The organism is Bowmanella dokdonensis, assembly GCF_017254865.1.
Classification (GTDB): domain Bacteria; phylum Pseudomonadota; class Gammaproteobacteria; order Enterobacterales; family Alteromonadaceae; genus Bowmanella; species Bowmanella dokdonensis.
In genome coordinates this window covers 115,956-128,472 of record NZ_JAFKCV010000004.1, presented here as the reverse complement: position 1 = coordinate 128,472, position 12,517 = coordinate 115,956, and the positions used below count along the sequence as shown (strand labels likewise).

The window sequence follows — 12,517 nt, the reverse complement described above, 5'->3', positions numbered from 1 at the left end:
GCTTGAAAAGACTAACGAAAGGAGGAATAACTTACTGACAATCTTCAAGTACATAACCCTTTTGGCACGCCCACAGGGTCATGGCCGCCGCCACCGCATCAAACAACGGGGCGGCCCACTGCCGGCCCGCCTCGATGGAACCGGCCTGTTCCACTATGTCGATGGCCCGGCCGACTTCCATTATGGTCACCGTATTACCGTATTCGGCGGCCCGTTCAATCAGCGGATGCCAGGCGGCCGAACTGCCTTCCACATCCGAATGTCCGCCCCGAACCCTGGCGCCCCGGTTTCCCAGCCCCACGGACTTATAAAAGGGCGCGATCTGCGCTTGCATCAGGGCTTCCCAATCGGGGTTACGGGGCTGTGTGCCGGTGACCAGCATCTGCGCCCCGGGCAGGGGGTTCTGCTGGTTGGCAATGTGGGCGTCGGCGGTCAGCAGCACCGTCTGCACATGGGCATTGCCTTTATGCACACCGGCAATAAAGTGTTCAAAACCCTGGTAGCCGTTCAGATCCTCCCCATACATCTGAATGCTGGGAGTCAGCACGAAAAAGCCCTTTTCCGTTAGTCGCCGGGCCAGTTCCTGCTGGGTGATCCGGTTCCACTGTTTGCCGATATTTTCGCCGTTGACGGCGGCACCGGGCATCATCTTACCCGGTTGGGTATACTGCTGCGGCAGGATGGCAATGGGCTTGTCGATATCAATAGAAATGGCGGCCACATCGGCATGAGTCCAGTTTTTACCCGTGTAATTAAAGGCGACCCGGTAGTCCCCCTCTCCGGCACGGAACTGATAGTCCCGGCCCGCCTTGTCCAGGGTAAAAACCGGTGGGCTGTTGGTGGCGCAACCCAGCAGACAGACAGCGCCAAGGAATGCAAAGACTCTCCCCTTCATCGATTTCCCTCTTGTTTACTTAACCTGGGTGCCACGCGCTTTTGTGCCAGGTGCAGGCACAGACAGCTAAGGCTGATGGCCAGGGCCCCGGCCCACAACACGTCCCGCACCCCCAGCCAGGTCAGAATAAAACCGGCCACCGGCGGTCCCAGCACCAGACCCACCTTGAAGGCGGTCACACAAAAGACGATCAGCCGTCCGCTTCGATCCGCATCATTAAAGATGCCCATCATCACCGGTACTACAAAGCTCCAGAAGATCTGGTAGATCACTGTGGTCAGGGCATAGATCCACCAAAGATGTTCACCACCCATCCAATACAAGGCCGCCAGGCAGGGGATCTGCACCAGCCAGGTCAGCCAGATGGCACTGAGCCGCCCCCGATGTTTGACGTACCAGCCGGACAGGGCGGATCCGGCGGCGCTGACGGCAAAGCCGACTCCCAGGATCCAGCCGATATCGGCCATACTCAAGCCGGCGTCCTGGCCGATCCGCTCCAGGTAGGCCCAGACGGTACCCTGGGCAAAGTAATACGCCACCACGCCGGCAAACACCAGCCAGGCGGCTGAGTTGGAGCCGGACACCCTCAGTAAGGCGGGAAGGTCATTTTTCTGGTTGGCCGGGAACTGGACCATGGCCAGCAACAAGGCCAGCAACAGAGACAAATTGAAAAACAGGAAGATACCGCTGACCCCATAGTCAGCAATCACCTGGGGCAGTAAGGCAAAGCCTAAAGTGCCGAATATTACCTGCAGGGTTACCATCACACCGAAAGCCTTGTCCGGCAGAGGCCGGTCCCCCAGGGCGGCCAGGGCAATGGCATAGCCAACACCGCAGGCGACCCCGGCCAGAAAGCGCACCAATAACAATACGGCGGTGTCGGTCACATAGGCGGTCAAACCGTTGGCAAGAATAAACAGCAGCAGGCTCACCAGGGTGGTTCCCCGCCAGGGGCAATGCCTGACCCAGAAAAAGGCCGAAGCGCTGGCCACCAGTATGCCGGCCACATCGGCGGCGGCCAGAAATCCCACCTGCTGATCGCTGTACAGTCCGGTATCGGAAAAAGCACCGACAATCAGCGGCATCAGGGTGGTCACCGCCGCCCCCATCATGGCCACCAGCAATACTGCCGAGTAGCCGACAGTGCCCTGCCAGGTAATCTTGTGTTGCTCAGCCATTTCTGTCATTGCCCTGCTCCTGTAACGACGGCGGCCATCGCCGCCGTCACGGGCTGTCTAGCCGATACGGCCTAGTAGTAGGTGTAGGAAAGGTTCACACCCACAGTCCGGGGACGCACAAAGATGGTCCGCCAGCCCTGGCCCAGGTCAGTCTGACCCGAGGTTTCCGCCAGCTCGTCGGTGAGGTTATCCACCCACAGGGAGACTTTCCAGTCATCCCGGCCGTAACTGACGCTGGCGTTATACAGGGTATAACTGTCGCGGGTGTAGACTTCGCTGTCGATGCTGTCCTTTCTGTCACTGGGGGTTTCCCCCACGTAACGACCGTCCAGATTGACCGACAGATAGCCCACTTCGAAATTGGTGTCGTAACTGACGCCGAAGTTATGCCGCCATTTTGGCGTGCCGCCCAGATTACCGCCTTTTTCCCAGGTACGGCACTGCAGATCCGCTTCCGGGGCATTGGGCACCGGATCAAACACGCAGCGCTCGGCCGTTTCTGTCCACTCGCCTTCGGTGCGGGCTGCGGCATAACGCAGGGTGATTTCATCGGAGAGCTGGTAGCGGGAGCTGAACTCGAAACCCTCAGTTTTTGCCGAAGGTCCGTTGGTTGTGCCGTTTAACGGAAATATGCCGTCCAGGGTCTGTGAGAAATAGGTCTGCACGTCATCCCACTCAATGCGATAGACGTTGGCCTGCATATACAGATCCCGGTCCAGCATAAAGCCCTTGATGCCCAACTCGTAATTATTGGTGGAGTCAGGATCATAGTTCTGCGCCCCCTCGGACACTGTCAGGGGCACGGTATTGCCGTCCTGATCCGTGGTGGTGTCATCTTTAAAACCGTTGGTGCCGCCACGGCGGAAGCCCTGTGAGAAGGTGGCATAGGCCAACAGGGTATCGGTCATCTGGTAGGCGGCGTTGAATTTAAAGAAGGACTCAGTACCGCTGGTTTCAGAGCTGGAGCGGCTGTTGGTGACCCCGGTGTAATCCACGATCAACGGCTCATTCTCGTCTTCATAACGGAAGATCCGCGCTCCCAGGGTCAGATCCAGCTTGTCGGTGGCCGCCCAGGTCAGCTCACCAAACAGGGCGGTTTCCTGATACTGATTATGGAAATTCTCATGGTAGCCCTCATCCACGCTGCCCGGACGGGTATCGCCGTACCAGGCCTGGCGGTCAAAGCCGTAGAAGTTATTGGTGGCCTCATCAAAGCCCGGATAAAACTCGGAGAAGATCAGGCGCTTTTCGGTATCGGTATGGAAAATGCCGGCAATCCAGGTGAGCGGCCCGTCGTCGTTGGAAGTCAGGCGGGTCTCATGGTTAAAGCCCTTATAGGTATTGTCAAAGGTGATGTAGGCCGACTCGTTAGTGGCATCCAGGGCCAGATCCGGGATCCAGCCGTAATACACCAGCCCATAACCCAGGTAATCGGCCTGGCCTTTGCGACTGTCCTCAAAGTAAGAGGTACTGGAATGCAAACGGGCAAAATCCAATTGCCAGTCAAAGTCGATGGAATCCAGACTCAGTTCACGATCCGAGTACTCTTCGTAGGTGGCTACAATGGTATGGTCATTGACCTGAAAGGGCGTGGTGTAGCGGCTGTACTTGGCGTCACAGGCCTCCCCTTCCAATCCTTCCTGCTCACAGGCGTAATCCACGGTCAGGCGGCTGGCCCCCGTGGTGCCGTGGGCCAGTTGGTCCTGCTGAATATGCGACAAGGTCAGCGTGAAGTCATCGCTGGGCTGCCACAACAGGGCAATCTTGCCGCCAGTGGTTTCTTCCCAGTCATCGTCTTCATACAGCTCCTGATTGGGATTGGGATCGGGAATACGCTTGAGCGCGTCGGGGAAGTACACCGGATTGGCGATACGATCGGTAAAACCGGCATCATCCAGATTCGCCACGGAGGCACGGACGGCCAAGGTGTCGCTGATGGGCAGGTTAATGACAAAGTCGGTGTCATGACTCAGGCCGCCGTTTTTCACCTGGAACAGGCTGGCATTGGCATCGAAGCTGAATTCATCCAGCACCGGCTGGTTGGTGATATAGCGGATGGTGCCGCCCAGGCTGCCGCCACCGTACAGGGTACCCTGTGGACCGAGCAGCTTTTCCACCCGGTTAATGTCTTTAATGCGATAGCCGATATTGGGCAGCGGTGTATCGTCCAGGTAATAGGCCACCGTGGTACGGGCAAACTGTTCCAGGTTGTTGGCATTCACCGGTGACACATTCAGGCCACGTACGGTAACGGATTCGGCAAAGCGGCTGCTGTTGCCCGGTGCGCTGATTTCCACCGAATCGGCAATCAGATCCTTGATATCGGTAATGTTCTTGCGGCGCAATTCGGCGGCGCCCACGGCGCTGATGTTCATGGGGATCTCGGCGGCGGTAGCCAGGCGGCCGCTGCCTGTCACTTCAATGACTTCCAGACTCTCTTCCTTGAGTTTATTGTCCTTGGCCTCATCCTGAGCGGCTTGCTGGGCCAACGCCGGAGCCGACAGCAGTGCGGCTGAGATCAGCAGCGCCAGGCGGGATTTATGATGTGCTTGCATCCTGAGTACCTCGAGTCTGTGGGTATAATATTTAATTCGCCAAAAACCATTTATTTAGTGGCAAATTATTCGTTAATAACTTGTTATGCCCCAGAATCATTGATTAAGATGAAAGGGAAAAGTTATCTACCATAGGTTGAGGCGATATTTGGGATGGAACTGTCACTGGAACAACTACAGGCATTTACCTCCGTAGTGGAATGCGGCAGTTTCTCTGCGGCGGCCAGAAAACTCGGAAAGGCCCAATCTTCCATCAGCGGACTGATTAACAACCTGGAGATCGACACGGGCTTTGATCTGTTTGATCGCTCCACCAAGATCCCCACCCTGACCCCGGAAGGCCTGGCCCTGCTCAACGATGTGAAAGCGGTGATGAAAAGCCACCGTAATCTCAAGTCCCGTATCGATAACCTGCTGGACAAAGTGGAAAGTGAGATCAGCCTAGCTTATGACAACCTGGCCATTCCCGAGGGGCTGATGATGGGTATTGCCGCCGAGTTTGAGCAGGCTTTTCCCATGACCTCATTGATGTTGCTGGAGGCCAGCCATAAAAGGGCCTATCAGTTAATTGAACAGGGTAAGGTCAACCTGGCCGTGGCCATCAGTCAGGACGACTACCCGGAACAGTTCGCCTTTCGCGGGATCTGCCATGTGCATTACTGCACGGTGGCCGGGGCCAAGCATCCGCTGGCCCGGCTGGAAAGCGTAACACCCCAGGATCTTGCCCAGTACCGGCACCTGCGTATCACCGATACCCAGACCGGATTTCGCCGCTTCGACTCGGATCTGTCCACCAATATCTGGTATACCAATGCTCCGGCCAGCATCCTGGAGATGATTCGCCAGGGTCTGGGCTGGGCCGAGATGCCCCTGCATGCGGTGCAGTCCCATATGATCAACGGCAGTATCGTCAAATTGCCCACCAGCCATCAGGCGGTGAGCTACCCCCATTGCGTGGATCTGATATGGCCCACCGAAGGCGCCATGGGCCGCTGTCTGCAATGGCTGCTGCAACGCATCACACAAAAAGCCGCAGCGCTGGAGCAGCGCCCGGCCATTTAGCTTTTCAATTGCTATTCAAACACATGCAGCCACAGATCATCTCCTGTGCCGTTGTCATTGATGGCATATTCAAAGGCCGCTTTGGGGTATTTCTGGTTCTTGCCTGACACTGAGGTGTCATAACTGCCCCACTTCTGCAGATTCCATTTTCCATAAGGGTCCTGGACGGTGTAATAGTCGCCGTCAAACCCCGTCACCACCAGGATATGGCCGGGATTGGTGAACCAGCCATGCACTATGGTGGGCTTGCCCTGGGCGGCTAAATCCCGCAACTGTGCCAGGGTGCCATTCGTCCAGCCGGTATCGCGCACCGTCGACCCGGCTTCCTGCGCAAGCTGGTTAAAGCCACCGGCCAGGGAGGGCACGTCCTGCAACAGACCGAAGCGTTCATACAGATAGTCCGGTGTGCGCTTACCCAGCACAGAAGGGTCTGTAATGCCGAAAAAGTCGGTGATCATCGCCAGTGAAGTGACACTGCAGGTGGCATGGGGTTGATAGCTGTTTTCCAACTGGCTGTAGTAAGGGACGCTCTGGGCTGGCGGCTCTGGCTCTGTGGGCGTGTTGGCCATAAAGGCGAGCATGTCATTGCTGCTGCCGTGGCAGGCCACTTGTTGGTCAAAGCTTTGTTTTTGCCAGTTTAATGCCTGCCAGTCCTGCCAGACGGCCTGCGGCACCGAGCCTCCCGGTACCCGCCAGATGCTGGCATTGGGCCCGGCCGCATCCATAAAGGCAGTCAGTTGGGCGGAGGTGATGTCATCGTATTCGGTGGAGACAATGTGCCAGATGGGCTTGTTGGCGCCAAGCTGGCGGTATTCACAACTGCCCGCTTCGATCCAGGTCTTGGCGGCGGCCATATAAGGGGCGCCCCACACCTCCAGGTAGGTCTGCGGCATATGAAAATCCACATACTGGTCGATGATCCCCACATTCATGCCCTGATCGATGGGATTGCTCCAGGTGGTGGCGCCGATCTTGAAGCCGGCATCGGCATAGCCTGCGGCAATGGCATCGTTGCGCGCTACCTGAAAGGCCTGAAACAGACTGTGCAGGGCGGTGCTGGTATTGTTGAACTCCACTTCCACATCCAGCACAAAGCCGACATAACCGTACTGGGCGGCGTAAAACAAGGCATCGGCCTGGGCTGTCTCATTCCCCGGATAGTTGTAGGACCAGGCCCAGGGCTCGATGCCACGGGAGCGGTAGGTGTTGGCGGTCTGGGTTGAGCAAACGTCGCTGAACAATCCACAGTTGTTGGTGCCGTCGGCAATCTTGATAAATACCCGCTTCACACCCATGGCCGCCAGCTCATCGGCCAGTTGGGTATGGGTCTTGTTGACGCCCGGTTCATCGATATACCAGAGCCAGGCGCCGAAACGATTAACCGGCTCACTGCCCTGCTCCAATTGTGCCTTCACGCTCAGATAAAAATTGGCGCTCCAGCGGGTAGTCAGGCAGGCATTTCCGCCGGAGAGTTGCTGACAGGCGGTCACTTCCTCAGAGGTGAAATTGCCATACACATTGTTCGGGCCACTGCTGGCCTGCTCGAAACAGTGGCCCCCATAAGTGGGCGAACGCACCGTACCATTTGGGCAATCCGCACTGCCACGTAAACTGGCGGTAAAGCCTTCCGACCAGCGGGCCAGACTGACAGACTGGCCCTGCACCTGCACGGCAAATGTGCTGGTACAGGCACTGCCCCCGCCGGCCTGATTGCATTGATTGGTCATGGCCTGAGTAAAAGGGCCGTAGGCATTGGTTCCGTCTGCACAAAAACCCAGTTGGTTGTCGAAACTGCTGCCGTCCGGGCACAAGGCCAGAGCCTTGGCGCTGAGCAGACAGGCGGCCAGCAGGCCGGTGCTTACAATATTTTTCATATGACTGTTCCTGTGATTAATAGGTTGATGGAACAGGACTGCGCAGACCATAGCCGTCTGCCTCTGGTTCGGGGACCAGCCTATGGGCTGGCACAGAGGATCAGAAATTGGCAAACATAGGTTTTGCCGATGGGTAAGTGGTTTGGGCCTTCGTACCGCCGCGTCAATGAGAAACCACAGGGCGGTGCCGGTAAAAAAACCGGCGCCTGAGCGCCGGACAATGGACCCTCCTGGTCCTCACAACAAGCTTCCGGGAAATCAGTTAAATGGGGGCCATCTTGCCCAGTCATGATAGTGGGAGAGAGCTTCGGCCAGGGTAAACAGGGTCTGCTCCTGATAAGGACGACCCACGATCTGCAGCGAACTGGGCACCCCGGTCTGACAGAAACCGTTGGGCATGGACAGGGCGGGACACTGGCCCAGGGTGTTAAAGGGGTAAGTCATAAACCAGCCCTTATTGGCATCCACCACCTGATCGTTGATTTCGACCTGGTGCTGACTGTAGTCAAAGTCCGCGGCGATACGGGTGGTGGCCAGGGTGGGGCAAATCAGCGCATCGAACCGCTTGAAGACCTTGGCAAGGGCCTCCCACATCCGGCACACATGCAGATTGGCCTCGAAGATATCGTCGGCGCTCAGCTCAGCCACCCTGTCCAGGTACCAGGCCAGGTAAGGGGTAAATAGCGGCCGGTTTTCTGGCTTGTCCAGATTACGCCTGAGCAGCATGCCCATCAGCGCCCGTTGATGGATCTTGGCGGTTTCAATGACCTGATCATCCCAGTCCAGATCCACAAATTCCACCGCCACGCCGGCCTGCTGAAGATGCAGGGCACTTTGCTCAAGATTGGCGCGGATATCCTGATCCACCTGATAAAACCCCAGATTGGAGCTTACCGCCACCCGCAAGGAGGACAGGGATCGGGCCGGACTTTTATCCCTTGGCACAAAAGAATGGGAGTCAATCCAGTTGGGTCCGGTCATCAGCGGATAGATGCGCTGCAAATCGTCCAGGCTGCGGGTCAGCAGTCCATGATGACAGTAAGGGTCGATATTAAATGGCGGTATCTCCGCCACCCGCCCGTGGGGGGGCTTGTAACCATACAATCCACAAAATGCCGCCGGAATGCGCAGGGAACCGCCGATATCCGTGCCGTTGGCAAAGCTGGCCATGCCGCTGGCCACCGCAATGGCCGAACCGCCGGAAGAGCCCCCGCAGGTCAGGGCCAGATTCCAGGGATTGCGGCTAACGCCCCAGATTCTCGACCAGGTCACCGCTGCGGTGGAGCATTCAGGGGTGGTGGTGCGACCATGCACAATGGCCCCTTCGGCCATCAGCGCGGCCGGCGCCGGATCGGTGCTCTGGGCCACTGCGTCTTTCAGGCACAAGCTGCCGTTGGTGGTAATCTGTCCGGCAATATAGGTCTCATCCTTGATAGCCACCGCCAGCCCGCTGAGACGCCTGGCGTGGCCGCTGATGTAGTCCTGCTCTGCTTGTCTGGCTGCCGCCAAAGCCTGCTGGGGAAACTCGAAGGCAAAGGCATTAACCTTGTCATTGACCTGATTAATGCGCTGCTGATAGCTCTGCATCAGCTCAACCGGAGACAGCTCGCGCTGCCGCATCATTTCCAGCAATTGCGTGGCAGAGAGTTGGTATGGCTGCATTATCAGGCCGGCAGATTAAACATGGGTTTATTATTATTGCCATAGTCGAGAGTAGACAGTTTATATCCATCGCTTGAGACTATGTTTGTAAGAGTTGCTGAGCAGCCAACCGCTTTTGAGATATTTGGTGCCTTTGGTGTTTTTCGTGGTCAATAGAGACCTGTTCAACCAAATAAAGAGACCAAAAGGCAGCGCCGGGTTGGCCTTCGCAGACACGCTGTGAACCCTTTTATTGCAGGCTTCCTGCCTTCATAAAAGTCCAGGTCGGGCTTCCTCTGTCCTTCCGTAAAAGGCTAAACGAGCTGTGCGCTCGCGCTCGTTTCGAGACGCCTTTTACCCCTGTACGCTCTTCGTCGAAGTCCCTTTCTCCGAAGGTCTGCCAAGACCAACCCGACACTGCCTCTCAACCTTTTCTCTATCTGTAAGTAATGGGTTTGCAGGCAGGCCACCAGCTAAGGCCGGTAGCTGCTGAAACTTGGCTCTTGATCTTCAGAACCGGGGAGATTCACAGTTTTGTTTGGGCGAATTGTAGACGATATAGGCAATCCGAAAGGTTAATTTGGATGCGACCCTTTTTATTACCGAAAAAGAGATGGTTGCGTGACTTTCGTCGTTGATTGGCGACAAGTTTGCCCGATGTTTTGCTGCTTACGCCGCAAATCGTCAGGGGTTGTGCCGTGAATACCAAAAGGCCTGCTGGTCAGCAGGCCTTGTTGAAACGGTGTTGTGCAGCGTAGCGGCAGTATGAATTTGAGTGCTTTACTGACGTCGTTTGAAGCGGCCCAACACGAGCAACGCAAGACTGAACAATCCCAGCATTGCAGGTTCAGGCACCGATGTGGGTTGGTAAGCCTGGAAAATAATGTTGTCGTTCTCGCCGAAGCCCAGGTCTCGAGAGCCTGCGAAGAAATAACCTAAATCCACATAGTTGCCGGCACCCAAGAAGGTTGCAGAGCCTGAAATCACTTCACCGGCATAGTTACCGGGCATATAAACCCAGTTGTAGTTGCCCGAAGTACCGAAGGAGTCGCCCGCCAGGATGCCGCCAGACAGACTCGTACCGCCAGCACTGAACCAGTTATGGCTGCTACCGGTCCAAATCAGGTCAACGTTGCCACCTAAAGCATGCATTCCGTTGCCGCTTTGCATGATCACGAGGTTTTCATCAAAGTTGTTGGTTCGGGTCCAGTTATCGATAAAACCGTCCCATCGAATCACCAGGTCGCCACCGCTGTTTTCCCAGGTCACAATAATGTTTGCATTTGCGCTGAAGGTGGTTAAACAACAAATCGTTGCGACAACCCCAAAAACTTTTTTCATCAACATCTTATTCACCTTAATGTGTTCCGCAATACTGCGTAAAAGGCGCAAAGCAGGAATTGTGCCTTAAAACGTAAACATTTACATTTCAGTGACATACGAGCATTGCCTTGTTAAGGTCTGAGTGAATTGTAAAAAACCCCGACATTTTTTACTGAATATTCAACAGCTTAGCGAATAAAAGTTACCGCGGAGGGGGAGGCTCCGGTCGCCACTTCGGCAATGGACGCCGGGAAGGCGAATTGTAGAAGCTGCATATGAGCGTTTGCGGAGGGATCAAGGGGTCGCGGGGATCAAGGGGTCGTAGTTGTTGAACCAGTTTGAGAGCAATTTCAGCCTGGTGAGATTGTAGAAGAACTCCGTCAGCCAAGTTGAGACTCTCAGGTTTAACAAGCTGTCTCACCGGCTAAAATAGCCCTATCAATCCGCAAGAGTCTGTTTCACCGGGGATGGATTCCCACAGGCGAGGTCAACAGGAGGGGCGAACCCCTCCCCTTTGCTCACCCTTCTTTGAGGATATCCGCCTCGACAAAGGCCTTCGCATAAGACTGATAACCAGCCCAGAATTGTTTGGCCATATCATCAGGAAACACATGGAATTCCTGTCCTTCCAGGGCCTGCACTATGCTGTCAGCCACCACTGTGGTTGAGGCCGCATTGTCAAAGCCGGCCTGGGCGCCCATATCGGTAGCGATGGGACCGGGGTGCACACTGATCACCTTTACGCCTTTGGGTTGCAGGGTTTCACGCAGGGCCTGGGTCAGGGAATAGGATGCCGCCTTGGAGATGGAATAGGTGCCAAACCCTGAAAAGTTACGTATGGACACCACAGAATTGATCTGCACCAGGGTACCGCCATTTGCTTCCAGCGCCGGCGCAAAGGCGCGGGCCACCCGAAGCAAACCATATAGGTTGACGTCCAGCTCCTTATCCAGGGCCAGTTCGCCGTTGTCATCCAAAGGATTGCTCGGCACCAGCACGCCGGCATTGTTGATCACAATGTCCACATCCCTGGCAACCTGGGCAGCCCGGGTTACGGAGGCCGGGTCGCTGATATCCACTGCCAGGGTTTGCACCCGTTCGCCGTAAGCCTGTTCAAGGGGAGCGGCTGAGGCGGGATCCCGCACCGCCAGATAAACCTTGCGCGCCCCTTCGGCCAGGAAGCTGTCGACTATTTGTTTACCAATTCCACGGTTGGCCCCTGTCACCAGGACCACTTTGTTTGCTATGGCTTGACTCATGATGGATTCCTTATTTTCTCAGATTTTGTTTTGTACCGATCGGTACAGCGTTGATAAATTTATACCGATCGGTAAAATAAAGCAAAGTGATTTGTGATAACTTCTTAGAGGATTGGGAGCTAACTTATGACCGTCGGTCGCAAACTGGCCTTTGACAAGGACGCCGCCCTGGAGGCAGCGATGGAGGTGTTCTGGCACAAAGGCTACGTGGGCGCGTCATTGTCTGAACTGACAGAGGCCATGGGCATCAATAAACCCAGCCTGTACGGCACCTTTGGCAACAAGGAGGCTCTTTTTTCCCAGGCAGTGGAAAAATATGCCCAACGGGTCTCGGGATCTTATCTGGGTTTACTGCATGAATCCGGCTTGCCCCTCAAGGAGCGCCTGCAACGGTTCATGACCGCGATGCTCAGTGCCCAATGCGACAAGGACTCACCACGGGGCTGCTTTATTTCAGCCTGTCTGTCTGAGTCTGCCAATGACGATATTCCCGAGTCCGCCATCGAGGGGTTGTACAACGCCCATCAACAAATGCGGGACACCATCACCCAGCTCTTTCAACAGGACGAGGAAGCCCATGCATACGGCCTTGATAAGCAGGCCTCTGAGCATGCCCTGTTTATTTGCACCATGCTCAGCGGCACGGCGGCCATGGCCCGCACAGGCAAAGACTTGAGCGTGCTGTCCCCTGTCATTGGCCATACATTGGCGGCGCTGGGCCTGGAATAAC

The 12,517-nt window shown here is 55.9% G+C and carries 9 protein-coding genes; 2 read left to right on the top strand and 7 right to left on the bottom strand.

Annotated elements, in window-relative coordinates:
• Positions 1-31: 31 nt before the first annotated feature.
• From J0A66_RS08650 to J0A66_RS08640, 3 genes are all read right to left on the bottom strand, one after another.
• On the bottom strand, positions 32-895 hold the full coding sequence (locus J0A66_RS08650; RefSeq protein WP_206573402.1) for a hypothetical protein: 864 nt from the start codon (positions 893-895) through the stop codon (positions 32-34).
• Positions 892-2,082: an MFS transporter gene (locus tag J0A66_RS08645; RefSeq protein ID WP_206573401.1), complete on the bottom strand. Its 1,191-nt coding sequence runs from the start codon at positions 2,080-2,082 to the stop codon at positions 892-894. Before J0A66_RS08645 ends, J0A66_RS08650 begins: the two co-directional genes overlap by 4 nt.
• Before the next feature lie 62 nt (positions 2,083-2,144).
• Positions 2,145-4,628, bottom strand: a complete 2,484-nt coding sequence (locus J0A66_RS08640; protein WP_206573400.1) for a TonB-dependent receptor — start codon at positions 4,626-4,628, stop codon at positions 2,145-2,147.
• A gap of 153 nt (positions 4,629-4,781) precedes the next feature.
• On the opposite strand from J0A66_RS08640, the gene J0A66_RS08635 reads away from it, so the two are divergent.
• Complete coding sequence (locus tag J0A66_RS08635; protein WP_206573399.1) at positions 4,782-5,690, top strand: LysR family transcriptional regulator; 909 nt, start codon at positions 4,782-4,784, stop codon at positions 5,688-5,690.
• An 11-nt stretch (positions 5,691-5,701) separates the two neighbouring features.
• Here the strand turns inward: J0A66_RS08635 and J0A66_RS08630 are convergent, their stop codons facing one another.
• The 4 genes from J0A66_RS08630 to J0A66_RS08615 all read right to left on the bottom strand — a co-directional run bounded on the left by J0A66_RS08630 (position 5,702) and on the right by J0A66_RS08615 (position 11,787).
• Positions 5,702-7,564 (bottom strand): C39 family peptidase, encoded by a 1,863-nt coding sequence (locus J0A66_RS08630; RefSeq protein ID WP_206573398.1) that lies wholly within the window; start codon positions 7,562-7,564, stop codon positions 5,702-5,704.
• Between the two features lie 258 nt (positions 7,565-7,822).
• Positions 7,823-9,226 (bottom strand): amidase, encoded by a 1,404-nt coding sequence (locus J0A66_RS08625; protein WP_206573397.1) that lies wholly within the window; start codon positions 9,224-9,226, stop codon positions 7,823-7,825.
• A gap of 759 nt (positions 9,227-9,985) precedes the next feature.
• Positions 9,986-10,552: a PEP-CTERM sorting domain-containing protein gene (locus J0A66_RS08620; RefSeq protein ID WP_206573396.1), complete on the bottom strand. Its 567-nt coding sequence runs from the start codon at positions 10,550-10,552 to the stop codon at positions 9,986-9,988.
• 494 nt (positions 10,553-11,046) lie between these two features.
• A complete protein-coding gene (locus J0A66_RS08615) occupies positions 11,047-11,787 on the bottom strand; it encodes an SDR family oxidoreductase (protein ID WP_206573395.1) in 741 nt (246 codons plus the stop codon).
• A gap of 126 nt (positions 11,788-11,913) precedes the next feature.
• On the opposite strand from J0A66_RS08615, the gene J0A66_RS08610 reads away from it, so the two are divergent.
• Complete coding sequence (locus tag J0A66_RS08610) at positions 11,914-12,516, top strand: TetR/AcrR family transcriptional regulator (protein ID WP_206573394.1); 603 nt, start codon at positions 11,914-11,916, stop codon at positions 12,514-12,516.
• Position 12,517 lies beyond the last annotated feature (1 nt).